Source organism: Pseudomonas sp. S35 (genome assembly GCF_009866765.1).
In the GTDB taxonomy this organism is placed as follows: Bacteria; Pseudomonadota; Gammaproteobacteria; order Pseudomonadales; family Pseudomonadaceae; genus Aquipseudomonas.
This window is the reverse complement of the sequence record NZ_CP019431.1, coordinates 6,361,505-6,384,476: the sequence shown is the minus strand read 5'-3', so window position 1 is coordinate 6,384,476 and position 22,972 is coordinate 6,361,505. Positions and strand designations below refer to the sequence as shown.

The following is a 22,972-nucleotide window of genomic DNA, read 5'->3' as shown; positions in this document are numbered from 1 at the left end:
GCCTATGTCGCGTATCGACCGTAAAGACCAGATCATCACCGCCGCCCTGGAGCTGTTTCGCAGCAAGGGTTTTGCCGATGTATCCACCCGCGATCTGGCCGAGCATGCCGGCTTATCCCGTAGCCACGTCTATCACTACTTCAGCGACTGGAATGAGTTGCGCCGCGAAGCCTTCGTGCGTTTTGCCAATGAACAATTGGATGAAGTGCGCGAACCGTTGGCGGATGCGCCGCCTCTGGAGGCGCTTGTGGGGTTCTTGAGCGACTGCCTGCCAAGCACCGCTGATGCGGGATGGGCGCTGTGGCTGGATGCCTGGGATGAGGCCATGCACGATGCGCAAATGGCCCAGGCTTACCTGGTGATCAACGCCCGATGGCAAAGCATGCTCGCCGAGGTGATCGAGTGTGGCGTTGCGGCTGAGGTCTTTCGTTGCCAATCGCCTCAACGCGCTGCGCGCCAGATATTCGCGCTGGCAATGGGGTATGCCGATGACCTGATGCTCAAGCCTTCCGCCGAGTCGGCAGAAGCAGTGTTGGATGAGGTGCTGGAAGTGGCGAGGCTGCTACTGGGTTTCTCCCGACCGCTGTTAGCCAACTGCTGCCGGTTGGTACTGTAGTGCCTTCGCCAAATATGGCGAGCGATACATTCTACTTGCTCAAGGTCCGCTGGGGTACGCGCGACTTTGAGCAGTCGATGGGCCGAGCGTAGCGCACAGCACCCTTGTAGTAGGCGCGTTGGGCCAATCCACGGTTCGATAAAAAGAACACCGCCACTCCGACTACTGAAACTATCGCTGTGGCGATGATCGGCACATGTCTTTCGAAGACATCGACAAGGTGTCGCGCCAACACCATGCTAGCGGCAACTCCCGATGTTCTGTGTTTTAGCCCATGCAGGCTGAGGATTACTCGGACCAATAAATCAGTGAAGGTATATGTGAGTGTGTGGGTGTTCGAGACTCATCATACGTTTGTCCTATTGCTCAGATTCTTGGTCGAATATTGGGCAGAAGCGACACCGGATGAGGTTATTAGGGGCCGCATATCTATTATTCTCAGCCAACCAAACCAACCATACGGGTATGGTTTTGCCTTTGTACGCAAACTTTCTTGTCGGGAAAAGTGTCCGCGATACATAACTGTGCTTTGACGTAACAGAGGGCCAAGCCGCTCTTACCGTGACGTTCAACCATGCGTAATGATTGTGCGGGTGCGATTTTTCAGAAGTGTTTCTAATTCCCTCGTTTCGAGCATGACTGAAATGCTCGGCTGTCATTTATCCGGTAGTTGAAATTGGATAGGATCCATTTGAGCTTAATACGGTTGTACTGATGTCTTACCCGGAGATATAAATCTGATGAGTGAATCTAGATCGTTTGATATCAATCAAGTGCAGATGGATATTCTTAATAGTGAACCCTATACCGGTCACGACATGTTTTGGGAGCAGCACCGATTTGCTCGGGATGGTTATTTGAAGATTAATCATTTGATTGATCCGATGGTACGAGATGAAATCATCACCGACGTGAAATGCTTATTGGCTAATCATTCAAAACGGCGTGATCTTCTGATCGAATCAACTGGCAATACGCCGCGTTATCTGAGTAATGTCACTCGCGATGATATTGAAAAGTTTGGAAAATATATCCCGACTGCCTATAAATCAAAATATTTGTTGAGTTTGATTCGAAGTATTGTGAAGGAGGAGGTCATCCCTACACCGTGGAGATGGGATAACTATATCATTAATAGTCAACATAAAGCGGGAGATACACATGGATGGCACTGGGGAGACTATCCGTACACAATTATTTGGGTCGTAGAAGCCCCAAGTATAGAATCTGGAGGATTGCTAGAGTGTGTGCCGCACACGAACTGGGATAAGAAGAATTCCAGAATAGAACGTCTGTTGGTAGAAAATACTATCGACTCATACTTTCATGTGACGGGAGACGTATATCTTTTAAAGGCAGATACAACGCTGCATCGTGTAAAGCCATTAACTCAGGATGTGGTACGTATAATTTTAAACACTACATGGGAACGTGCGCGTGATAAAGAGCGTCATGTAGAACATGAGACTTTTGTTTTCAGGGATTGATCTTCGTATCAGGATCAAAAGATGAGCATAAAATACAGTCACACCAACTTGGTCACGCCCAACTGGAGGCGACTTGCAAATTTTTATAAGAAGGTATTTGGATGTGAGCAAGTCGGGCCGCAGCGTTTTCTGTCAGGGAAAAGTCTGTCAGGAGGAACCAACGTCGAGAGTGCGCAAATTGAGGGCGTGCATTTGAGGCTTCCAGGTTGTGGTGCAGAAGGTCCAACGTTGGAAATATTTCAGTATCGCAAGATTAAAGAACGTGAGATCTCATACGCGAATTCTAAGGGGTTAACGCATATTGCTTTCGAGGTGTCGGACTTGAATGAAGTATGCTTAAAAGTTATTCGCGAGGGCGGTTGGATGCTCGGAAAGTTGGTAAGTCAGGTTGTGGAGGGCGTGGGCGTTTGTACCTTTGTCTATGTGAGAGATCCAGACAGAAACATCATCGAAATACAGGTATGGGAGTGAGCGTTAATGGCTATTCTTGCACAGTTCGATTTAGTTAAACCTAGATTTTCAAAGGATGATCCGCGTATGGAAGGGTTTTACTCGTCGACCCAGTATGTAAACGGACTAGCTGAGCGTCATCCGGGTTTTATATGGCGAGAGAGTAACGAAGATCAAAAGCGACTGGATGAACTATGGGGTGAAGGTTATCTCTATACACTTTCATTGTGGAAAGATCCTGAGGCCTTAAAAGATTTTTTATATCGAACGCCCCATGATGAGTTTCGTCGACGAGGACCAGAGTGGTTCTTGCCTTTAAGAGGGCCTCGTGTGGTGTTGTGGTGGGTTGATAATAACCATTTTCCAACATTGGAAGAGGCACATGAAAAAATGACGCTACTTTACGAAATCGGCCCTTCCTTACAAGCATTTGATCTTAAGTCAAGCACACTCCCTGCCGTAATCTATTAGGAGCCTATATATGAACTGTGAAAGTCGAGAAGGCCAGCAATATTTAGCCGATTATTATCGAGCGCTCTTGAGTGATCCCGCGGACTTGGTAGGCCAGGGCCCACACTTGCATGCATTACGGAGAGTGATAGAGCGAATAGAAAGTGAGTGGACTGCTGCAGAAGAAGATAGATTGGATATTCAAAGTCTTCCCAAAACAAAGGAGGGGTTTTTAAAGTGGTACTTGAATCGAGAAAAAGGTATTAATGAAGAAATTGCCTTTTTTGTTGATTATATAAAGTATAGCGCGACATTGGAGCAGGTTGCATTTTACATTTGTATGGAGGAAATGGTGGATGGCTCCTTTGATGATCTGATGGCCATTGTGCAGGTAGGGATGCCAGTGCATTGTAAAATGGTAGCAGGAGAGAACTATTGGGATGAGATGGGGAACGGAAACTTCGATTTTGTCCATACGTCTATGTTCAAAATATCTTCTGCTTATATGCGTCAGGTTTTAGCGCGGACAGATGTTAGTTTAGGAGTGGCTTCTAAAGAGTGTTTGATGAATGGGAATATACTCCTAATGTGGGCAGTTCGTCGAGAATTTAACGTTCGGTTGATAGGAGCTATGGGATTGGTCGAAGGATCGGCGCCAGCTCGATTTGGCGCTACAACACACGCACTCGAGCGATTGAGTTTACCTCGCGAGGTTATCGCTTATCACAAGGCTCATATCGGTATCGATACTCGTCATAGCGAAGCTTGGTTTGAAACAGTGTTGCAGCACTATTCACAAACTGGCGCGGAGGTAATCCAGGAGTTGGCAATTGGAGTTATGATTCGCTACAACGTTGCGGTTAAATATTATAAGTATATGTACGAAGCCATGCGGGGTATCTGAGTATGAAGACGCTCCAATCTATAGTAGTCATTGATCCTGTCAGCTCCGCTAGGCGATACGGAACTGAGATAACAAAGAAAGGTTTTCGTTCGGTGGCGCTTGTTACGAGAGACCGATTCCCCGGGATGCTCGACAGATTGCACAGTTGCGATGGGTTCGAGATGACTGTTAAGGCCTACGATTTTTCTGAAGCAATCGAAAGGCTTTTGGACCTTAATGTTAAGGCCATTTTACCAGGGTCTGACTCTGCTCTTAAGTTGAGTGATGAACTGGCTCAATATTTCGGTCTGATTGGTAATCCGGTCGCAACGCGGCAAGCGAGGACCAACAAACTCGCAATGAAGCATCGCCTGCATGCCAATAGCGTTCCAGCAACTATCTCTACAGAAGTTTCGCTGGATCAACTACTCAAGTGTGATTCTGTTGAGTTTAAGTACCCAGCCGTAGTGAAACCTTGCCAGGGGACGGGGAGCAAAAATGTTAAAATTTGTCATAGTCGAGCTGATGTCTTTAAGGCAGTCGCGGCGATCGAATCGGCGCATGAGGGTTATATACAAGAGGAGAGAGGTGCTCTAATTGAAACGTTCATTGAAGGGCCTGAGTATTTCATGGCTACAGCGAATTTCGGAAAATATAAAAAGAAAAATATATTATGTTTTGCGGAGTACGAAAAAATCCGAGTTGGTAACAATCCCAGCGTGTACAAAAATATTCGATCCCTATCAACCTTGAGTTCGCAGGCAAGGCATGCATTCAAATATATAAGAAAAATCAATGAGGCCTTAGAGGTAGACTATGGGATTAATGACATCGAGTTTAAAAACTCCGTAGATGGATGGGTTATTATTGAACAAAACGGGCGGCTTCCTGGGGCTAATGTGCCCGCTATTGCAGAGCAATGCACTGGATTGAATTGGTATAGCCTCAATCTTGATGTTTTTCTAGGGCGCTTTATAGGTGATTTCAAAGGTGTTAACTATAAAAAACATTTTTGTATTTGTTGTCTTGTTAATGTGAGTGTAGGAGAAGTTATTTCAGTTTCAGGTATTGATGAAGTCAAAGAGCTTTCCTCGTTGGTCAATATCGATGTGTTGGTAAAGGCTGGAGATCTTGTTCAGGATACCCAAGATTTTTTATCCACATGGGGATTTGTGTATTTAATGCATGAAAATCAAAATGTTCTCGAAGAGCACTCGAAACTAGTGCATGGCGTTATGCGGCTGCATTGCCGTTAGTATTCAGTTTAGAGGCAATTCGCTCAGAATAGTAATGCCCATATTCCATCGCGGCGACTTTATGTAGGGCAACAGAATGGCTAGTTGGATGGTGCAAGTCTCTCTAATCCTTATTTTTTCTCTTGTGTTAGGGCGATTAGCGGAGAAGGTCGGACAAAGCCGGATGATAGGAGAAATTAGTGCTGGCTTGTTATTGGGGGGGTCAGTATTTGGTGTCCTTTGGCCCCAGGGGCACGCCGTAGTATTTTTCACTGACTCTTTGGAGGATTTAAAGGTCCTTGCGGACTTGGGACTGGTGCTCCTAATGTTCGAGGTAGTATGGCATACGCCGTTTATGCATGCTGAAAAAATACGTCATACTAGATTGATACCCTTTGTCATCACCCTATTCGGAGTCTCATTAACGTTCCTGATTGGATGTCTAATTGCAACCATCTCCAAGGAAAGTGTAGCGCCTGATATCGCTTTTTGGCCGTACGTATTTTTCTGTGGTCTTGCGTTATCAGTTACAGCGTTGCCAGTATTAATCAGAATAATTAATCACTTGAGACATATATCTGTGTCGACGGCTTCTATTGCGTTATCTAGCGCAATCTACACGGACGTATTTGCTTGGGTCGGAGTAGCCTTTTTAGTTGCTTTTTATACTGCTGAAAAAACAAATATTGTTGGGGTGCTGATAAATACATTGAGTTTAATTGCGTTTTGTGGGTTTTCCTTTTACGTGATTCGTCCTCTAATCTCCCTTTTGTATCGTGAGCGAGCGGCTCAGAGAAATAAGAGCATGCAGTTAGTTTTTGCGATTTGTTATTGTTTGGTGAGCGCTGAGGTAACCTCAAAATTAGGATTCCATCAAGCCATAGGTGTGGTAATTGCGGCATATGTATTTTGCAAGGTTCCTGGGCTTGAGCATACTTGGAGGCGAACAGTTGGGAGTTTTGCGCATGTGTTTTTCATACCTTTATTTTTTGCTTATTCTGGGCTTCGGGTCAGTTTTGACTATTTTTCACAATTTGATACTTGGTTATGGCTAAGTATTTTTGCGGTCGGTGGTTTTTTCGGAAAAGTGGTGGGTACTTATTTAGGCGGTCGAATCTGCGGGCTGAGCCCGACTATAGCTATGGAGGTCGGCTTACTGATGAATACGAAAGGACTCGTCGAACTTGTAATTTTGAGTATCGGATTGCAGCTGGGGGTTTTATCGGAAAAGGCCTACGGAATTTTCCTAATTGTCGCACTTTTATCGATTGTGATGACTCCTCCGCTGCTGAAATTTTTTGCGAAGTTATACGGGGGGGGCGCTGATGTACAAATAAAAGGGATAAAGTGAGAAGTTGACTTTTTTATCGGTCCTAGACTACTTTCTGCCAATTATATAAAAATAATTTAAAGAAGTAGGAAGGGGACTACGGTTATGGATGTGATGATGGGGCTTGTTGCTGCATTGTTTTGGGGGGGGACTGATTTCCTTGTAGGGTTAAATGCCCGTGCTGTTGGCGTAAAAAGGGCTGTTTTTTTTGGTCAGGCATTAGGCTTTGTGTTGATGAGCATCCTATTGTTGCTTTACCCACTCTATTTTATCAAGTCGCTGTCAGCGCCCTTGGTAATTTGGGGCGCGGGGCTAGCTGCTGCGATATGCACCGTAGCAGGTGCTTTAGCACTCTCTAAAGCGTTTGCAGTCGGGAAGACCGCGGTTGTTGCACCGTTGATAACCTCTTATGGTGTATTTACCACTGCGCTAGCTTGGGCTAGTGGAGATGTTATTGTTCTTAGTCAGTTCGTTGGTATTCTAATCTGTGTCGTCGGGGTCCTGCTTACAAGCATTCATGTGGATGTTGATGTGAAGACAAATCGCAGAAATAAAGTGTCGATTCTTTTTGGTCTTGTAGCAGCGATTCTGTACGGTACAAGTTTTTGGATACAAGGGAAATATGCGCTTCCTATATTAGGTCCAGTTACAATGCTATGGCTGGGTTATGCCGTAGGTCTATTCGCGCTGTTTTTTATAGTGATTAAATTGAGTGCGGGTCTCAAATTGCCACCCCGAAAAAATATAGGCTTGTTAGTCATAGCTAGTTTGCTAAATTTAGGTGGGTTTTCCGCTTTTTCTTGGGGCGCTATTAATGGTTCAGTTTCTATTGTTACCGTAATCAGCACGCTTTCGGGTGGAATAGCTGCAATATTAGGTTGTTTGTTCCTCAAGGAACTGCTGCGAGGGTGGCAGGTACTCGGTGTTGTACTTGTGTTGATGGGGGCCATAATTTTGCATATGTTTAATTGATTAAACGGTTAAAGTTATTGTATGTTGAGTCTCTTGCTGTAGGGATGGTATTCATTCATTGAAATACTAATCCATCGAGGTCTTGCTTTTTAAGAGATTTCATTTTCTGGCTTGTTTTTAGTGTTGCGATGCGCACAGTTGGTTTTAGCGAAAGTATGGTTGCGGATATGAAAGTAATCACGAGCCTCAAGGTTGGTGATTTAAAATAATATGACGTTTTCATAGTGAAGCGAGAAGCTATATGCATAAGGATTATGTCGATATGCTCCCCTACATGGCTGCATTCGCAGTTGTAGTGGAAACAGGTAGTTTTATTGAGGCATCGGAAAAGCTAGGGGTATCTGCTTCTGCTGTTAGTCGGCAAATTTCAAAGTTGGAGGGGATTTTGTCTCTGCGCTTAATTGAGCGTAGTACACGACATCTAAAAGTAAATTCTGATGGTGTGAAAGTTTATTACCATTGTAAGGATTTGCTTGATTTTTCGTCGAGAGTATTTGATCTGAAAGAAGAGCTTGGGCAGCCGCAGGGTCTGATAAAGATCTCTGCCCCCAAAATGATGAACAACACTCTTAATCAGCTTATGCCAGAGTTTTTGCGAAAGTTTCCAAAAATAAACGTTCAGTTTATTTTTGATGGTGTTGAAGAAGATTTGGTTTCTGATGGGATTGATTTAAGTATAGGAATAACTGATGCGCCACCTTTGGGGTTGGTCGCTAGAAAACTCTTCAATGTAGATTTTATAGTGTGTGCAACGCCGGAGTATATCAATTTTTACGGAGTTCCAAATCACCCCTCTGAATTGTCGACGCATAGCTGTATCGCAATTGCTGACAGCTCAGGAGACAAGCGGTGGGAATTCGCTAATGAGCACGAAAAATCTGAAGTGATGATCAGCGGGCGCTATTGCTCGAATGATATTGAAGCGGTCCTCAAGGCGACGCTAAATGGTTTGGGAATAGCATGCTTACCTAGTGCCGCTACAGAGTCAGATCTGAGTGCGGGGCGGCTGATTGCTATTTTGCCAAACTGGAGATATATCGGCAGTTCTCAAGGTATGGCGTGGTTATTATATAAGCCTAATAAGTATGGCTCGAAAAAGTTGAAGGTTTTGGTTGATTATTTAATTGCGAACTTTTATGGGATCGTTCGCTGATTTTTATGTGTTTACTGTTGAATTCGTGCTTTTTCTGGAAAATTCTTAATCTATGTGTAGTAGACCACGGGATTGCAATTATATCTGACAGGTAACAGGTCAAGTTGTGTATAGGGTCTCAGGTGGAGGTTGCTGGTCGGTACTGCAGGGCCTCCGCCAAATGATGGCGAGCGATGCCTTCCACATGCTCAAGGTCTGCCAGAGTACGCGCGACCTTGAGCAGCCGGTGGGCTGCGCGTAGGGATAGCGTCAGCCGCTCACACGCGTCCTCCAGCCAGCTTTCATCGGCTTTCGCCAACTGGCAGTGTTCACGCAGCCGCGGCAGATCGAGAAACGCATTGGCACAACCTTGGCGCTGTTGCTGACGCTCACGGGCTTGTGCGACTTGGGCGGACGCTTGCGCGGTAGTGTCACTGGCCTGTCGGGAGGGGTTGAGCGCAGTAGCCTCGCGCGCCACGGTCAGGTGCAGATCAATCCGATCCAGCAACGGTCCGGACAGTTTGTTGCGATAGCGTTGGATCTGCTCCGGTGTACAGCGACAGCGCCCGCTAGGTTCACCCATATAGCCGCAAGGGCAGGGATTCATCGCCGCCACCAGTTGAAAGCGTGCCGGGAAACTTACGCGGTCGCGGGCGCGGGAAATTACGATATGCCCCGACTCCAGCGGTTCGCGCAAAACCTCCAGCACCTTGCGATCAAACTCCGGCAGCTCATCGAGGAACAGCACGCCATGGTGAGCCAGGGTGATTTCCCCAGGCTGTGGTTTCGAGCCGCCGCCCACCAGCGCCGGCCCTGACGCAGAGTGGTGTGGCTGGCGAAACGGCCGGTGTGGCCAATGGCTCAGCGGCGCGAGGCTGACGACGGACTGGATCGCCGCCACCTCAAGAGCTTCCTGTTCGCTCAAGGGGGGCAACAGGCCGGGCAGGCGACTGGCGAGCAAGGTCTTGCCGGTGCCCGGTGGGCCGCTGAACAAGGAATTCATACACCATTAGACCCTAACCCAAAGAAGCGTCAGAATGCGGCAAAGGGAGAGGAACGATGCCTAAGATATGGCCTTACATACGATTCAGTAGCGAAGAGCAACGCAAGGGCGATAGCCTGCGGCGGCAGCAAGATTTGATCGATAGCTTTGCAGCACGCCCTGAAATCATCGCTGAAGGAGCGGTGATTGATACAAGTCTTGACCTGAACGACCTCGGTGTATCCGGTTATACCGGCAAGAACATCTTAAAAGGGAGATTTAAGACGTTTTTAGACGCAGTTGATAGTGGAGTAGTCAAGAGAGGGGATTATCTCGCGGTGGAGGCAATTAACCGCATTACACGGCTTGATCCAATGGAAAGTCTCCCTATTATTCTTGACCTGTTGAACAAGGGCATAAAAATTGCCATCACTGCTAGCAGTCAAATTTATAAGCAGGGCGAAGACATCACTCAGTTATATATTGCCATTGGTGAGCTTCAGCGGGGTTTTATCGAGAGTAAGGAAAAGGGCAGGCGAGTTCGAGAGGCTTGGAACGGTAAAAAGCTAAGAGCCTCACAGACCGGCGAAGTAGCCACATCACGACTTCCGTTATGGCTCCGTGCACTTAAAACCATTGAACATGGTTCTACAATCAGATCCATCGAAGCAATATCTGAACGGGTTGACGTGGTGAGGGAAATATACCGACTTTCGGATAATAACGTCGGGGCCATTGCTACAGCGAGACTGTTAACCGAAAGAGGAATTCCTACATTTACACGAGAAAACTCAAGAAAAAATCCGAACTATGGTGATTTTTGGCAGCCGTCATATATCAAAAAAATTCTCGATAGCAGAGCGGTGATGGGCTACTACCAGCCAATGACTTGGGAGAAGCTGGAAGATAATCGGAGGCGTCGGATAAATCATGGATCGGAAATTTCTAACTATTTCCCTCAGATTATAAGCCCGGAACTCTATCGGCGTGTTCAGGAAAAAAGGAAGGGACGAGCGGAGGCGGGGCAGGGGAATAAAGGGAAGAAGTTTAGCAATCTTTTCACGAAGTTGGCCCATTGCTCGATATGCGGGGCTACTGCTACCCATATTAACAAAGGTTCAAACAAGAGTAAGGGGGGTAAATATTTAGTATGCTATCGTGCCAAACATGGCGGCTGTGGTTACAGGGCATGGCCTTATGAGGCAGTCGAAACAAAGCTCTTAACTTTTTTGGCTGAGGCTGATATTAAGAGTATTTTGAGTGAAGATAATAAGGTTGATGAGCTGGTTAATAAAAAGTATGAGATTGAATCGGAAGCCAGTGAGACGCAAGAGATGCTCGCTAATTTTAGGGCAGACTTTAAGCGATTGCGTGGCAAAGTCAGCGACTTGGAAAGGTCGATGACTATCGAGAGTGAACAGCGACTAGAGGAGTTGACCACTCAAAGGAAAGACATTGAGTCGAAAATTTATCAAGCATTAGAGCAGCAAAAAACCGATATAGATAAGGATATCGAAAGCTTACGGCATCTAAGCTGTACCGAAGATGAACAAACAGTTTTTGAAGTTAGGTCAAAAATCAATGAGCGTTTGCGGTTAATTATCCAAGATATTAAAATTGATTTTATAGATAGAACAGTTGAAATAAACTTTAAAAGTGGGGTTCGCCGTTTTCTTCATGAAGGCGGTATGTATGGAAATATTCCACCAAAAGCCGAAGGCGAGGAACGAGAGAAAGACCTTGCAGAAATAGCCGAGTGGTTCAATCTGACAGACGAGCAAAAAAAACAGAAACACAGCGACGCAGGATTTGCTATTGTTCCGCTTAAAGTAGGGTTATAACGGGGCTTTATGCCCCTTTTATACTTAATTCTGCTAATGAATCAAGCTCTCTTTCTAATGCGTAAGCAATTGTATTGAGGGTTGATGAGCGTACCTCGTTTTTCCATTTTTCATCGTCGCTCAAACTTCGTGCTTGGTGATTTTTTTTGCCGGCCCGCTCCCATATTTCAGCGTTAATTTCGGTAAGCCTACTGATTAAATAATTTTTAACTGTATCTATTTCATTCTTGTTCATATTTTTGCTCCTATAGTGATTTTCTTGCCGACCTTGTTTTCTGCCTGCTGAACTACGCTATCCAAAAGAACAGCGGTTTCAGGGTCAATGTTCAGGTCGTTAATTTTATTTATTGTGTTGTTTATTCTGTTTCCTTGTCTAGCTTCCTGCTTTTTATCTTGTTGCTCTACAGCGTCCATCCATTTAAAAACTTGATTTTGAAGCATCGCCGTAAGCCTTTGTAACTCTTTTGCATTTTCTATTTCATCTTCTAACCGTTCAATAACATTTTTTGTTGCTTTCTCCTGATCCTTGGTCGCTTTCTCAGCGGCTCTTTGCTGCAACTGCCAGTTTGCTTGTCGCTTCCCCAGATTAGTTTGTAGCGGCGTATAAGAAGAAACGTCTAAACCGCAATGTTTCAACACGGAGGCAGTAAACGAACGCTTGGCGACTCCAATCACAGCCTTTTGGTCAAGGTTCGCTATGGCCTTGCCGTCGATAACCCTTGAAACCATTACGTTAAGGTGCGGGTTATCTTGGTCATGCACATTTGCAAAAACTTTGCCTTTAAGTTGCGAGGTTGATGTTAACCCTATTTTTTCAGCTATCGAAGACATAACATCTTTAAAAACAGCCTTCCATTGTTCTTTGCTTGGTTTGTGAACAGTTGGGGGTAACACAAAGTTAAAACTTTGGGCATAACTCTCGACAGGGCGTCCGCCCTTACTCTTCGAGTTAGTCAAATCAAGCCTTACACTTTCACCAGCACACTCATTGACGAAACTTTCTACCGTCCCATAAATCGGAATTATCTCTCTTGTTTTGCCTTTGTGATTCGGATGATTCGGATCAGTCAAATATTTTCCGTATTTGATAACTCCGGCGTGCCTGCCCTTAACTCTTTCACTACGTACAAACCAGTTCCTTAAATTATTCGCCATGTTCAAAATATATGTTGTTCATATAAATGAATAACATATATTTTTCATTTGTAAATGGGTATCTGTCAAAAAATAAAAGCAATTCAAGATAGGACAACTCCTCCGGAGTTGACGGTTGGCCTATCGGCAACCTTCCTACTTGCTCAGGTCTGCGACCCGAGACCCGCTAAAGCAAAAATCCATTTGACCTGAAAATAAACTCCAGTGTAGCTTGGCTACCGTATTCAATGGAGGCTACACATGGACGCATTAGAGGCCATATCAGGAATAAAATGGTATTTCGAAGCAAAAAATCTAGCCATAAAAAATGCACTTCGAATACGCTGCCCGCTTTCGGTAGCTGACCAGAAAGATTTGAGAGTTAACTACTCTCAGTATCTCGCAAACTTACTGGCGGCAACGGAAATTCTCGCTAAGGATTTCAAAGGGCCCGACTCTAAAGCACACGAACGATATAAGGCTATTCTGTATGAGGCTTTGGATTTTGACTCCAATGGAAAAGGAGAAGCCAACTATCTGTACCTTAAAGAATTGAGAAACAGCGTGGTTCATAGGGGGGCAGATATTAGTTCATCAGCTCACATTGCAGAGGACGGACTCCCTTTACTAATTGTTCAGCAAGAAATATCGAATGAGTCAGGAAAATCGAAGAGGCAGGCTTTCGGCCTTTATCTACTTGATATAATCGAAAAGGCAGACCCTGCAATAGGTAGGGCCACATTAAGTCATTTGAGAATCGAGGGTCTACTTGAACTGAATATTTCCCCTGAAAAAGCAAAGGCAGAAGCACTAGAGTTCTTGAGGTCATCAATAGCAGTGCCCGAGCATGTAAAGCTAAATGCTGCCAAGCTCTTCGATGAGATCGATTTTGGTTCGGTTCAAGCAGCCCAAATAGATGAATTAATTAAACTATTGGAAGGCAAAGCTGTTGAAACCAATATTTTTAATAATACTTTGTAAACATCTAAAGCTAAAAGCTTTTATTGCCTAGGGTTTGACTTTTTGAATTGAAATGGTAAGTTGCTATAAACAGTGAAGCCCAAATGGCAGAACCATTTGGGCTTCGGGTTGATACTGATGACAGCAGTTCAACGTAATTAAAGTTATATCACCTCAAGACTTTATTTCAAGACCTTCTGCCGAAAAATAATCAATAACTATAAAATCAGTATTAGCCCTTCCGTAGTTTAGGAATAGGCCGAACCAGCCTTTTCAGGAGATAGTTGGACTACGCGAAGCAAGATCCTACAACGGGGAACTGGCAAGGAATTGGTTATCAGCCCGCAAGCCGCTGGAAACAGTGTTGAACAGGGTGCCAGATGCCGCACTACACAGGCATAAAGTGTTCAAAATTTAGGCGAGAGTGTATTTCGACCTAAATCCGAGAAAGGGACTCGCTGCCCTCATTCGGCAAAGGCTCTATTCTGAGAACTCAGTGAACGAAATTTTCGTTTTTTGCTGATTTGGTAGGAAGGAGCAGCTTTGCCGAGAAAGGCGAAGCCGCTTCGCGGCAATGCTGAGAGTTAAGAGCAAAGCGAAAACCCCTTAGGGTTTTCAAGACACACGCACGCGACCCCTGCCTTCACATAAGAACCTACCCGGCCCCCAAATGCACGGGTACAAGTCCCCGCACCTTTGGCGACCTAGGTCTTTAAGTCCAAAAAGGGTCCAACTCCCAGTCAGTTGGAAATCCTGCCGAACTTAGCTTCCCTTTTATTGCTGGATATTTGTTTGTAAGGTCGACTACGAACTGACATATAGCTATGTTTAAATTCAGTGACTTATTGATGACGTGTAGCAGCCCCAAAAAATGATATATTCTGTTTGGGTGAGATGGCAAATAATGTGGTGAGAACAGGTTAGTGATTTCCACCGGTTCTCGATAGTTTCCGTTCCAAGCCCGATTGTGGTGGGCACATACGTTCCGAATATCTCTAATTAACGTAATCCAATTGTTTAGATTTTTAAGGTTTCGAGCACCAAATTCTTTAGCCAATAGATCGAGCTTGTTGTTTGGTGGTGCTCCAAATAAATTTTTCTTCAAGCTACTATAAAATGTTTTTATATTCCCAAAAGTTGTCAGTTCGGAGATTGTCCAAAACGGAGGGAGTTGCTTGAAGTCAGGGTTGGTTTTGTTGTAATAGGTCGATTTGAAATGTAGAGCGAATGGGATTCTAGACTGTTGGAACTGAGAAGCAAGCCCAGACCTTACCGAGTTTATATTGGTTTCGAAAAGTGCATCGTCCAGATACCAAAACGGGTTTCCTGTATGTGCAGTTACTACTTGGTCAACTTTAGTTCGCAGTTTAATCTCTATGCGGCCAATGATAGAAAATAAAAAATTTCTCAGTTCTTCATCAAATCTATAAATTTCTACGCCATGTTCAAAAGTTGATCCTGCTTCATAGCAAGAATTGACCTCGTCGTAGAATGGCCAAAGGTAAATTTTAAATCTAAAGTAATTGATATTCTCTAAAGTTGACTGTGCTTGATTTGGGTCAGTGACAGTTAAACCTTTGGCTTGGAGGAAGGGGATGAGCCCCACTGGGTCGATGTGCGGCTTGAGGTATTCTGAATAGCTCATTTTTTTGCCAAAAAAAAGCCCAATGACTTCCTTGTTAAAGGACGTATCGGGCGTTGTTGGGATTCAATCTATCACAAAAAACAGGCTTGTCAACCCTTTCCTTGGATTCAGATTTGTTTGTGGCCAGCATTCTGCCCCTATGATCATAGCTTTTCTCCTTTTCGCGGGTTTTGCAAGGAAATGACGCTAAATGGGAACATTTTGCAGTCCAGCCCGTTGCGTTAACCCAGCAACTCTGAGTCCTTGATCTGATTTTTATGGGGTCTAATGGTTGCTTAAAAGAACAGGTTATGCGCACCCGCTGCGGCGATCAGCAGGGCGCGCTTTGCCGACAGTTGGCCCTGCACTTCGCTCAAGTCTGGGTAGGGTTTGTTCAGGTACAGCAAACCATCGGACTTGTAGGGCTCAATCGGCACGTGCCCATTGAGGTGCGCCACCACTTGCAACAAGTGGTCTACCGCAATCACCTTCAACCCCGACGCCAGGCACGCCTCCTCGGCATTCGCCCGAGGCACTATCACGGTGCGCCCGGCCTTGCGCGCCGCCAAAGCCGCCGGTAGCACGCCTTTCACCGCACGCACTTCACCGGACAACGCCAACTCACCCAGGCATTCAATGTCATCGAGCATCAACGCTGGCACCTGCACGCTGGCGGCGAGGATCCCCAGGGCAATCGCCAGATCAAAACGCCCGCCGTCCTTGGGCAGGTCGGCGGGCGCGAGGTTGAGGGTGATGCGGCGCGCGGGGTATTGCAGGGCCGAGTTGAGGATGGCGCTGCGCACGCGGTCTTTGCTTTCCTTGACGGCGGTTTCGGGCAAACCCACCAGTGTGAGGGACGGCAAGCCATTGGCCATATGCACTTCGACGGTGACGGCAGGGGCTTCGACGCCGATCTGGGCGCGGCTGTGGACGATGGCGAGGGACATGCTCGTTCCTTGAAATGGGCGGCCGCTTCCTGCGGTTTTTCAAGGGTAGATGAGGTGGGGGAGTGCAGCGTGGGGGAGGTTTTACAGAACGTATCCGAGGTGCAGCGCAAAACAAATGTGGGAGCGGGCTTGCTCGCGAATGCAGTCTGTCAGACACGAAGATGCTGACTGATCCAGCGCATTCGCGAGCAAGCCCGCTCCCACATTTTGACCGAGTTGCCTCAGTTACTCGGCAGTGTTGGTCAGCCGCGCTTCCAACTCTGCCACCTTCGCCTCCAGGCTCTCCAGCCGCGCACGCGTGCGGGCGAGCACCACCATCTGGCTGTCGAATTCTTCCCGGCTCACCAGGTCGAGTTTGCTGAAGCCGCTTTGCAGCAAGGCCTTGAATTGGCTTTCGATTTCATTGCGCGGCAGCGCGGTGTCACCGCTGAACAGGCGAGAGGCGTGGCCGCTCAGGGCGTCGAGGAGGTCTTTGGGCGCGAGCATGGGAAGTATTCCGGAAACTGTTGGCGGGCAGTGTATCACGCAGCGTCTATAGTCTTTTTCACGGCCTGCCGCGCACGCTTTTCGCGCATCAGGCTGGGCGAAGGCGCACCGTTTTCGTGCGCATTGCGGTCGCCAACTGGCCCGGCGGGTGGGGTTAAGTGGACAAAGGACTGATTTCAGTGATTTTTACGGAGCTGGCAAGGTTTCTGCTTAGACGATCATGACCCATGCACTGATGCAGTCGCTGTGACGAATGCAGTGCGCCGACGGATCAGGGGTACAGGTTTCGTCACCAGTGGTTAGCTGGCGCCGCAATGGCAATTGCCCTTGCGACGACGCGTTACAAAGCCAGGCACTGCGCTTAGACTTGAGACGGGTTTGTTTTCCTGGGGCAAGTCCACCAATTCGGGAGAGAGTTTTCATGAAGCTAGTCACTGCCATCATCAAGCCGTTCAAGTTGGACGATGTACGCGAGTCGTTGTCCGAGATCGGCGTGCAGGGCATTACCGTTACTGAGGTCAAGGGCTTCGGTCGGCAGAAGGGTCACACCGAGCTGTATCGCGGCGCTGAATACGTCGTCGATTTCCTGCCGAAGGTGAAGATTGATGTCGCCATTGACGACAAGGATCTTGACCGGGTTATCGAGGCGATAACCAAGGCTGCCAACACCGGCAAGATCGGTGACGGCAAGATCTTCGTGGTCAATCTGGAACAGGCTATTCGCATCCGTACCGGCGAAACCGATACCGACGCAATCTAAGCCGCCAAACCCCAACGCCCCAGGAGAAAACAATATGACTCTGCGTAAATTCGCAGGGCTCGGAGCCCTGTTGTCCATCGTAATGCCAAGCCTGGCCATGGCGGCAGACGAAGTGGCTGCTCCAGTCCTCAACTCCGGCGACACCGCCTGGATGCTGACCGCCACCGCATTGGTGCTGTTCATGACCATCCCCGGCTTGGCGCTGTTCTACGGCGGCATGGTCCGCTCCAAGAATATTCTGTCGGTGATGATGCAGTGCTTCGCCATCACCGGCCTGATCAGCATCCTGTGGGTCGTCTACGGCTACAGCATTGCGTTCGATACCACCGGTATGGAACAGGGTGTGGTCAACTTCAACTCCTTCTTCGGCGGCATGGGCAAGGCGTTCCTGGCGGGCGTGACCCCGGCCAGCATCACCGGGCCTGCGGCGTTGTTCCCTGAAGCCGTGTTCATCACCTTCCAGATGACCTTCGCGATCATCACCCCGGCGCTGATCGTCGGTGCCTTCGCCGAGCGTATGAAGTTCTCTGCGATGCTGATCTTCATGGGCATCTGGTTCACCCTGGTCTATGCGCCGATCGCGCACATGGTCTGGAGCGGCAACGGCGGCCTGATGTGGGACTGGGGCGTGCTGGACTTCGCCGGCGGCACCGTGGTGCACATCAACGCCGGTGTGGCTGGCCTGGTGGCGTGCATCGTGCTCGGCAAGCGTAAAGGCTTCCCGACCACCCCGATGGCCCCGCACAACCTGGGTTACACCCTGGTGGGCGCGGCAATGCTGTGGATCGGCTGGTTTGGCTTCAACGCCGGCTCCGCTGCTGCGGCCAACGGCACTGCCGGCATGGCGATGCTGGTGACTCAGATCGCCACCGCCGCCGCCGCGCTGGGCTGGATGTTCGCCGAGTGGATCACTCACGGCAAACCAAGCGCACTGGGTATCGCCTCGGGTGTGGTCGCAGGCCTGGTAGCCGTTACTCCGGCTGCCGGCACTGTTGGCCCGATGGGCGCCCTGGTGATCGGCTTGGTGGCCGGTGTGGTCTGCTTCTTCTGCGCGACCAGCCTCAAGCGCAAGCTGGGCTATGACGACTCCCTGGACGCATTCGGCGTGCACGGTATCGGCGGCATCGTCGGTGCCATCCTCACCGGTGTATTTGCAGCCCCTGCATTGGGCGGCTTCGGCACCGTGACCGATATCGCGGCTCAAGTCTGGATCCAGTGCAAAGGTGTCGGCTTCACCGTGATCTACACGGCGATCGTCACCTACGTCATCCTCAAGGTGCTCGACATGGTCATGGGCCTGCGTGTCACCGAAGAGGAAGAGGCTGTCGGCCTCGACCTGGCACAACACAACGAACGCGGCTACAACTTGTAAGTATGCGTAAAAAAATGCCCGGCTTGCCGGGCATTTTTTTGTCTGATGTTTGTCAGTCGTAACACGCTGTGCCGGTTTTTGCGCTGAGTTTGGGGTGAGGCGCCCATGGCGTTTTTCAGCGTGCGAATGTCTTACAGGCATGTAGGCATATTCGATACTTTGTTTTTTCCCAGAGCGCGCTAGAATGCGCGCCGATGGGCGGAGAACTGTATGTGGCAACAGACCCTGATTACCCTGCGGGCCAAGCCCCGGGGCTTTCACCTGGTGACCGATGAGTTGCTTGCCGGCTTGCCTGAACTGAAGGCGTGTCGTGTGGGCCTGTTGCACCTGTGGTTGCAGCACACCTCGGCGTCGTTGACCGTCAACGAGAATGCCGACCCGGCGGTTCGCCGTGACTTCGAGCGTTTTTTCAACTCGCTGGTGCCGCAAGGCCGCACCGGGTTCGAGCACAACGACGAAGGTCCGGACGACCTGCCGGCGCACTTCAAGGCCAGTCTCCTGGGCTGCCAGCTGAGTTTGCCGGTAAGGGCCGGCCGCTTGGCGATGGGGACCTGGCAAGGGGTTTATCTGGGCGAGCACCGTGATCACGGCGGTGCCCGTAAAGTCCTCGCCACCTTGCACGGTGATGGGGCATAAGCCACTGGTTATCCAGTGGATGTTGATTTTTTCCCGGTGGCCTCGACAGAGGGTAAAGCTGGGCTATAACTAATCTGCTTTTCGCAAGTCATGAGGTAGAACATGAGCGACGATGATCTGGAAAACGACGAACTCGAAGTAGGTGACGAAGACGACACCGAAGAAGGTCTTGAAGCGGCGGCTGATGACGTTGCTGAAGACGACGGTGGCGATGATGCGCCTGCCCCGGCTGCCAAAGGTAAAGCCAAGGCGGCTGTTTCGGTAGATGAATTGCCGAGCGTTGAAGCCAAGAACAAAGAGCGTGATGCCCTGGCCCGCGCGATGGAAGAGTTCCTCGCTAAAGGCGGCAAAGTGCAGGAAGTCGAGGCTAACGTGGTGGCCGACCCACCGAAGAAGCCGGATAACAAGTACGGCAGCCGACCTATCTGAGGTCTGCTTCCTGCTTGTAAAAAAGCCCGCCGTCGCTGCGGGCTTTTTCATGCCTGATGATTTATTGGAACCTTGTGGTTATCCCAATGTGTTACTGCCACTTGCGGAGCAATTCCGGTAGCTCGGTCAGACTGCGAATCTGCGCATCCGGGCGCTTGTCTGCTTCCCATGCTTTGTCCGTCGGGTTGAACCACACCGCGCGAAGCCCGGCCTGCTGGGCTCCGGCAATGTCATCCCCTGGGTGATCGCCGACGTGCACCGCCGCACTGGCATCGACGCCACCGCGTTGCAACGCTGCCTCGAACAATCGCGCATCCGGCTTGGCGATGCCGATATCCTCCGCACGCAAGGCAAAGTGGAAATAGTCCGCCAGGCCGACGCGCTGCACATCCGCGTTGCCGTTGGTGATCACCCCCAGCAGGAAGTGCTGGCGCAGCGCCTGCAACATCGGTTCGGCTTCGGGAAATACGGTGAGCTGGTGACGTGCGTGGATGAAGGCCTCGAAGCACACATCGGCCATCTCCGTGGCTTGTGGCTGTGGGTATCCGGCCTCCTCGAAGGCGTGCATCAGCACCCGGTGGCGCAGCACGCTGATGCGGTGTTTGAGCTCCGGGTGACGCTGCAACACCTGTTGGCGCAGGCTGGCGAAATGCTCCAGGGGCAAGTCGCCTACCTTGGAAGCATTGACCGCCAGCCATTCACGCATCGACGCTTCAGCGCTGATGATGACCGGCACGTTATCCCAGAGCGTGTCGTCCAGGTCGAAAGTGATCAGCTTGATACTCATGAGTCGCCGCCCTTGATGCGTTTGGCCCGTGGATGGGCGCTGTCGTACACCGTTGCCAGGTGTTGGAAGTCCAGATGGGTGTAGATCTGCGTGGTCTTGATATCGGAGTGGCCGAGCAGCTCTTGCACGGCGCGCAGGTCCTGGGATGACTCCAGCATATGACTGGCAAACGAGTGCCGCAGCATATGCGGGTGCAGGTTCTGGCCCAGTTCGCGCTCGCCGGCGGTCTTGACCCTTATTTGTATCGCCCGTGGCCCGAGGCGCCGGCCTTGCTGGCTGATAAATACCGCATCATCCGCCGGGTTGGCCAGCGCCCTGAGTGGCAACCACAGTTGCAGGGCTTCGCGGGCCTTTCTGCCCACCGGCAACACGCGGGTCTTGCTGCCCTTGCCCAGCACTTGCACCAAGCCGTCTGCCAGGTCCAGTTGGTCGAGGTTCAGGCCGGTCAGTTCCGACAGGCGCAGGCCTGAGGAATAGAACAATTCGAGGATGGCCTGATCGCGATGGGCGAGAAAGTCATCCTCCACGGCACCGTCCAGCAATTGCAGGGCGCGGTCAGTGTCCAGGGTCTTGGGCAGGCGCCGCTCTCCTTTGGGTGGAGACAGGCCATTGGCGGGGTCGTGGTCGCACAGGCCTTCGCGGTTGAGGTAGTGATAGAGCCCCCGCACCGCCGACAGCAGGCGTGACAGGCTGCGCGAGGACTGACCTTGCTGGTGCAGGCGTGCGATCAGACTGCGCAGGCTCTGGATGTCCAGGGCTTTCCAACTGGTGACCTGCTGTTTTTCGCAGTACGCCAGGACCTTGTTCAAGTCCCGCCGGTAAGCCTCCAGCGTATGGGGCGACACCTGGCGCTCGTTGCGCAGGTGAGCGCAGTAAGCGTCCAGTTGCCGTTCCATCGCTAGCGCACCGCGCGCAGGGCAGTGGTGAAGCGCGGTAGAACGCGGCCCAGCACTTCGGCGATGTAGGTCAGGAACAGCGTACCCACCGAGCTTTTATAGTGCGCAGGATCGCGGCTGGCGATGGCCAGTACGCCGTGCAAACCTTGATAGGTGAGGGCGACGACGGCGGTGGAGCCGATCTGTTTGCGCTGTTCGGCACCAAACAGGAAGTCCAACTCATGCTCGCGCAAGGTGCCGCTGATGGTCTTGCCTTCGCAGAGCAGGCCGCCAATTGCAGTTTGCGCGTCGCTGCCGCTGACCCAACGACCTACCGGCATCGGGTTGTCGCTGAACAGGATCAGGCTGACAAACGGCACCTGGAAGTCCTGGCGCAGGCTGTCTTCCACCGCGATCACGGTTTCTTCCAGGCTGGTGGCATCCATCAGCGCCAGAATCAGGCGACGGGTCTTGTCGAACAGGCGGTCGTTGTCGCGGGCCACGTCCATCAGATGCGAGAGCTTGTGACGCATCTCGATATTGCGCTCGCGCAGGATCTTCATCTGGCGCTCCACCAGCGACACGGTGTCGCCGCGCTGGTGGGGGATGCGCAGCGCCGGCAGCAGTTCTTCGTGCTCGACGAAGAAGTCCGGGTTCGCCTCAAGGTACGCCGCGACAGCAGCGGCCTCCAGACTTTCGCTCGGGGTTGCGGGTGCGGGTACTTGAGGCTTATCGGTCATTAGCTTGGCTCACTCATAGACGGACCTGTCCTTCGTATACACGCGAGGCCGGCCCGGTCATCAGCACCGGGTGGCCTGGGCCTGCCCATTCGATGGACAGGCGTCCACCGGGCAGGTCGATCAGCAGCGGCGAATCCATCCACCCTTGGCTGATCGCGGCCACGGCAGCGGCGCAAGCACCGGTGCCGCAGGCCTGGGTTTCGCCGGCGCCGCGTTCCCACACGCGCAATTGTGCGCGGGAACGGTCGATCACCTGCAGGAAGCCCACATTGACCCGTGCCGGAAAGCGCGGGTGGTGTTCGATCTTCGGCCCCAGTTCATGCACGGGGGCGTTGTTGATGTCGTTGACCCGCAGCACGGCATGGGGGTTGCCCATGGACACGGCAGCGATGTCGACCGATTGGCCATCCACGTCCAGTGCATAACTGACGGCCTGCTCGGTGGCCTGGAACGGAATATCCGCCGGCACCAGGCGCGGCGCGCCCATGTTGACGCTGATCTGGCCGTCGCTGCGGATGTCCAGTTCGATCACGCCGCTCTTGGTCTCGACGCGGATCTGGCGCTTGGCGGTCAGGCGCTTGTCCAGCACAAAACGTGCAAAGCAGCGCGCACCGTTACCGCACTGTTCCACTTCGGAGCCGTCGGAGTTGAAGATCCGGTAACGGAAATCAACCTCCGGGTTGCTCGGCGCCTCGACGATCAGCAGTTGGTCGAAACCAATCCCGGTATGCCGGTCGCCCCACTGTTTAGCGTGTTTGGGCAGGATGTGCGCGTGCTGGCTGACCAGGTCAAGGACCATGAAATCATTGCCCAACCCGTGCATCTTGGTAAAACGCAGCAGCAT

Annotated in this window: 23 protein-coding genes and 3 pseudogenes; 15 read left to right on the top strand and 11 right to left on the bottom strand. The window is 50.3% G+C overall.

The features are described from left to right. Positions 1-4: 4 nt before the first annotated feature. Positions 5-616 (top strand): TetR family transcriptional regulator C-terminal domain-containing protein, encoded by a 612-nt coding sequence (locus tag PspS35_RS29000; RefSeq protein ID WP_159937807.1) that lies wholly within the window; start codon positions 5-7, stop codon positions 614-616. On the opposite strand, the pseudogene PspS35_RS30595 reads toward PspS35_RS29000, so the two are convergent. Beyond that, positions 587-711 (bottom strand): annotated as a pseudogene (locus PspS35_RS30595) (Mg chelatase-like protein); the annotation flags it as partial. The gene PspS35_RS29000 and the pseudogene PspS35_RS30595 sit on opposite strands and share 30 nt — an antisense overlap. A 645-nt stretch (positions 712-1,356) precedes the next feature. Here PspS35_RS30595 and PspS35_RS28990 point away from each other — a divergent pair. The 8 genes from PspS35_RS28990 (at position 1,357) to PspS35_RS28955 (ending at position 8,576) form a co-directional block, all read left to right on the top strand. Further along, a complete protein-coding gene (locus PspS35_RS28990) occupies positions 1,357-2,103 on the top strand; it encodes an ArpA protein (RefSeq protein ID WP_159937805.1) in 747 nt (248 codons plus the stop codon). A gap of 21 nt (positions 2,104-2,124) precedes the next feature. Then, entirely contained in the window at positions 2,125-2,574 is a 450-nt protein-coding gene (locus PspS35_RS28985) for a VOC family protein (RefSeq protein WP_159937804.1), read from the top strand. 6 nt (positions 2,575-2,580) lie between these two features. After that, positions 2,581-3,024, top strand: coding sequence for a DUF3291 domain-containing protein (locus tag PspS35_RS28980; protein ID WP_159937803.1), 444 nt, complete (start codon positions 2,581-2,583; stop codon positions 3,022-3,024). 10 nt (positions 3,025-3,034) lie between these two features. Further along, entirely contained in the window at positions 3,035-3,907 is an 873-nt protein-coding gene (locus tag PspS35_RS28975; RefSeq protein ID WP_159937802.1) for an iron-containing redox enzyme family protein, read from the top strand. Between the two features lie 161 nt (positions 3,908-4,068). After that, a complete protein-coding gene (locus PspS35_RS28970) occupies positions 4,069-5,142 on the top strand; it encodes an ATP-grasp domain-containing protein (protein WP_159937801.1) in 1,074 nt (357 codons plus the stop codon). A 76-nt stretch (positions 5,143-5,218) separates the two neighbouring features. After that, the gene (locus PspS35_RS28965; protein WP_159937800.1) at positions 5,219-6,472 is read left to right on the top strand and encodes a cation:proton antiporter; all 1,254 of its coding nucleotides are present in this window, start codon (positions 5,219-5,221) and stop codon (positions 6,470-6,472) included. An 84-nt stretch (positions 6,473-6,556) separates the two neighbouring features. Further along, complete coding sequence (locus PspS35_RS28960) at positions 6,557-7,423, top strand: DMT family transporter (RefSeq protein WP_159937799.1); 867 nt, start codon at positions 6,557-6,559, stop codon at positions 7,421-7,423. 241 nt (positions 7,424-7,664) lie between these two features. Continuing rightward, positions 7,665-8,576, top strand: a complete 912-nt coding sequence (locus tag PspS35_RS28955; protein WP_159937798.1) for a LysR family transcriptional regulator — start codon at positions 7,665-7,667, stop codon at positions 8,574-8,576. A 118-nt stretch (positions 8,577-8,694) separates the two neighbouring features. Here the strand turns inward: PspS35_RS28955 and PspS35_RS28950 are convergent. Next, positions 8,695-9,555 (bottom strand): annotated as a pseudogene (locus tag PspS35_RS28950) (YifB family Mg chelatase-like AAA ATPase); the annotation flags it as partial. Positions 9,556-9,614: 59 nt separating this feature from the next. On the opposite strand from PspS35_RS28950, the gene PspS35_RS28945 reads away from it, so the two are divergent. Next, a complete protein-coding gene (locus tag PspS35_RS28945; RefSeq protein ID WP_159937797.1) occupies positions 9,615-11,378 on the top strand; it encodes a recombinase family protein in 1,764 nt (587 codons plus the stop codon). A gap of 7 nt (positions 11,379-11,385) precedes the next feature. Here the strand turns inward: PspS35_RS28945 and PspS35_RS28940 are convergent, their stop codons facing one another. Next, a complete protein-coding gene (locus tag PspS35_RS28940; protein ID WP_159937796.1) occupies positions 11,386-11,613 on the bottom strand; it encodes a hypothetical protein in 228 nt (75 codons plus the stop codon). Beyond that, the gene (locus tag PspS35_RS28935; RefSeq protein ID WP_159937795.1) at positions 11,610-12,449 is read right to left on the bottom strand and encodes a hypothetical protein; all 840 of its coding nucleotides are present in this window, start codon (positions 12,447-12,449) and stop codon (positions 11,610-11,612) included. Before PspS35_RS28935 ends, PspS35_RS28940 begins: the two co-directional genes overlap by 4 nt. A 324-nt stretch (positions 12,450-12,773) precedes the next feature. Here PspS35_RS28935 and PspS35_RS28930 point away from each other — a divergent pair, with 324 nt between their 5' ends. Next, positions 12,774-13,493 carry a hypothetical protein gene (locus tag PspS35_RS28930; protein ID WP_159937794.1) on the top strand — a complete coding sequence of 240 codons (720 nt, stop codon included), beginning with the start codon at positions 12,774-12,776 and terminating at the stop codon, positions 13,491-13,493. Between the two features lie 691 nt (positions 13,494-14,184). Here PspS35_RS28930 and PspS35_RS28925 read toward each other — a convergent pair. The 3 genes and pseudogenes from PspS35_RS28925 to PspS35_RS28915 all read right to left on the bottom strand — a co-directional run bounded on the left by PspS35_RS28925 (position 14,185) and on the right by PspS35_RS28915 (position 16,529). Further along, complete coding sequence (locus PspS35_RS28925) at positions 14,185-15,117, bottom strand: Abi family protein (RefSeq protein ID WP_159937793.1); 933 nt, start codon at positions 15,115-15,117, stop codon at positions 14,185-14,187. 284 nt (positions 15,118-15,401) lie between these two features. Then, positions 15,402-16,043: pseudogene (locus PspS35_RS28920) on the bottom strand (magnesium chelatase domain-containing protein); the annotation flags it as partial. Between the two features lie 225 nt (positions 16,044-16,268). Continuing rightward, positions 16,269-16,529 carry an accessory factor UbiK family protein gene (locus PspS35_RS28915; RefSeq protein WP_159937792.1) on the bottom strand — a complete coding sequence of 87 codons (261 nt, stop codon included), beginning with the start codon at positions 16,527-16,529 and terminating at the stop codon, positions 16,269-16,271. A gap of 421 nt (positions 16,530-16,950) precedes the next feature. Here PspS35_RS28915 and glnK point away from each other — a divergent pair, with 421 nt between their 5' ends. The 4 genes from glnK (at position 16,951) to sutA (ending at position 19,726) form a co-directional block, all read left to right on the top strand. Next, the gene (gene glnK, locus PspS35_RS28910; RefSeq protein ID WP_002555808.1) at positions 16,951-17,289 is read left to right on the top strand and encodes a P-II family nitrogen regulator; all 339 of its coding nucleotides are present in this window, start codon (positions 16,951-16,953) and stop codon (positions 17,287-17,289) included. A 34-nt stretch (positions 17,290-17,323) separates the two neighbouring features. Then, on the top strand, positions 17,324-18,661 hold the full coding sequence (locus PspS35_RS28905) for an ammonium transporter (RefSeq protein ID WP_112192747.1): 1,338 nt from the start codon (positions 17,324-17,326) through the stop codon (positions 18,659-18,661). A 210-nt stretch (positions 18,662-18,871) separates the two neighbouring features. Continuing rightward, a complete protein-coding gene (locus tag PspS35_RS28900; protein WP_159937791.1) occupies positions 18,872-19,297 on the top strand; it encodes a secondary thiamine-phosphate synthase enzyme YjbQ in 426 nt (141 codons plus the stop codon). A gap of 102 nt (positions 19,298-19,399) precedes the next feature. Next, positions 19,400-19,726, top strand: coding sequence for a transcriptional regulator SutA (gene sutA, locus PspS35_RS28895; RefSeq protein ID WP_159937790.1), 327 nt, complete (start codon positions 19,400-19,402; stop codon positions 19,724-19,726). 91 nt (positions 19,727-19,817) lie between these two features. Here sutA and PspS35_RS28890 read toward each other — a convergent pair whose 3' ends face one another. The 4 genes from PspS35_RS28890 to dapF are packed head-to-tail and all read right to left on the bottom strand — an operon-like array spanning position 19,818 to position 22,972. Next, entirely contained in the window at positions 19,818-20,513 is a 696-nt protein-coding gene (locus tag PspS35_RS28890; RefSeq protein ID WP_159937789.1) for an HAD family hydrolase, read from the bottom strand. After that, the gene (gene xerC, locus PspS35_RS28885) at positions 20,510-21,409 is read right to left on the bottom strand and encodes a tyrosine recombinase XerC (protein ID WP_159937788.1); all 900 of its coding nucleotides are present in this window, start codon (positions 21,407-21,409) and stop codon (positions 20,510-20,512) included. Before xerC ends, PspS35_RS28890 begins: the two co-directional genes overlap by 4 nt. 2 nt (positions 21,410-21,411) lie before the next feature. Further along, entirely contained in the window at positions 21,412-22,128 is a 717-nt protein-coding gene (locus tag PspS35_RS28880) for a DUF484 family protein (protein WP_159937787.1), read from the bottom strand. A gap of 13 nt (positions 22,129-22,141) precedes the next feature. Next, the gene (gene dapF / locus PspS35_RS28875; protein WP_122305521.1) at positions 22,142-22,972 is read right to left on the bottom strand and encodes a diaminopimelate epimerase; all 831 of its coding nucleotides are present in this window, start codon (positions 22,970-22,972) and stop codon (positions 22,142-22,144) included.

What these genes read in the sequence shown, in the direction of transcription:
- PspS35_RS29000 (WP_159937807.1), top strand. Translation starts at nt 5, where the DNA reads ATGTCGCGTATCGACCGTAAAGACCAGATCATCACCGCCGCCCTGGAG.
- PspS35_RS28990 (WP_159937805.1), top strand. Translation starts at nt 1,357, where the DNA reads ATGAGTGAATCTAGATCGTTTGATATCAATCAAGTGCAGATGGATATT.
- PspS35_RS28985 (WP_159937804.1), top strand. Translation starts at nt 2,125, where the DNA reads ATGAGCATAAAATACAGTCACACCAACTTGGTCACGCCCAACTGGAGG.
- PspS35_RS28980 (WP_159937803.1), top strand. Translation starts at nt 2,581, where the DNA reads ATGGCTATTCTTGCACAGTTCGATTTAGTTAAACCTAGATTTTCAAAG.
- PspS35_RS28975 (WP_159937802.1), top strand. Translation starts at nt 3,035, where the DNA reads ATGAACTGTGAAAGTCGAGAAGGCCAGCAATATTTAGCCGATTATTAT.
- PspS35_RS28970 (WP_159937801.1), top strand. Translation starts at nt 4,069, where the DNA reads ATGACTGTTAAGGCCTACGATTTTTCTGAAGCAATCGAAAGGCTTTTG.
- PspS35_RS28965 (WP_159937800.1), top strand. Translation starts at nt 5,219, where the DNA reads ATGGCTAGTTGGATGGTGCAAGTCTCTCTAATCCTTATTTTTTCTCTT.
- PspS35_RS28960 (WP_159937799.1), top strand. Translation starts at nt 6,557, where the DNA reads ATGGATGTGATGATGGGGCTTGTTGCTGCATTGTTTTGGGGGGGGACT.
- PspS35_RS28955 (WP_159937798.1), top strand. Translation starts at nt 7,665, where the DNA reads ATGCATAAGGATTATGTCGATATGCTCCCCTACATGGCTGCATTCGCA.
- PspS35_RS28945 (WP_159937797.1), top strand. Translation starts at nt 9,615, where the DNA reads ATGCCTAAGATATGGCCTTACATACGATTCAGTAGCGAAGAGCAACGC.
- PspS35_RS28940 (WP_159937796.1), bottom strand. Translation starts at nt 11,613, where the DNA reads ATGAACAAGAATGAAATAGATACAGTTAAAAATTATTTAATCAGTAGG.
- PspS35_RS28930 (WP_159937794.1), top strand. Translation starts at nt 12,774, where the DNA reads ATGGACGCATTAGAGGCCATATCAGGAATAAAATGGTATTTCGAAGCA.
- PspS35_RS28925 (WP_159937793.1), bottom strand. Translation starts at nt 15,117, where the DNA reads ATGAGCTATTCAGAATACCTCAAGCCGCACATCGACCCAGTGGGGCTC.
- PspS35_RS28915 (WP_159937792.1), bottom strand. Translation starts at nt 16,529, where the DNA reads ATGCTCGCGCCCAAAGACCTCCTCGACGCCCTGAGCGGCCACGCCTCT.
- glnK (WP_002555808.1), top strand. Translation starts at nt 16,951, where the DNA reads ATGAAGCTAGTCACTGCCATCATCAAGCCGTTCAAGTTGGACGATGTA.
- PspS35_RS28905 (WP_112192747.1), top strand. Translation starts at nt 17,324, where the DNA reads ATGACTCTGCGTAAATTCGCAGGGCTCGGAGCCCTGTTGTCCATCGTA.
- PspS35_RS28900 (WP_159937791.1), top strand. Translation starts at nt 18,872, where the DNA reads ATGTGGCAACAGACCCTGATTACCCTGCGGGCCAAGCCCCGGGGCTTT.
- sutA (WP_159937790.1), top strand. Translation starts at nt 19,400, where the DNA reads ATGAGCGACGATGATCTGGAAAACGACGAACTCGAAGTAGGTGACGAA.
- PspS35_RS28890 (WP_159937789.1), bottom strand. Translation starts at nt 20,513, where the DNA reads ATGAGTATCAAGCTGATCACTTTCGACCTGGACGACACGCTCTGGGAT.
- xerC (WP_159937788.1), bottom strand. Translation starts at nt 21,409, where the DNA reads ATGGAACGGCAACTGGACGCTTACTGCGCTCACCTGCGCAACGAGCGC.
- PspS35_RS28880 (WP_159937787.1), bottom strand. Translation starts at nt 22,128, where the DNA reads ATGACCGATAAGCCTCAAGTACCCGCACCCGCAACCCCGAGCGAAAGT.
- dapF (WP_122305521.1), bottom strand. Translation starts at nt 22,972, where the DNA reads ATGCTGCTGCGTTTTACCAAGATGCACGGGTTGGGCAATGATTTCATG.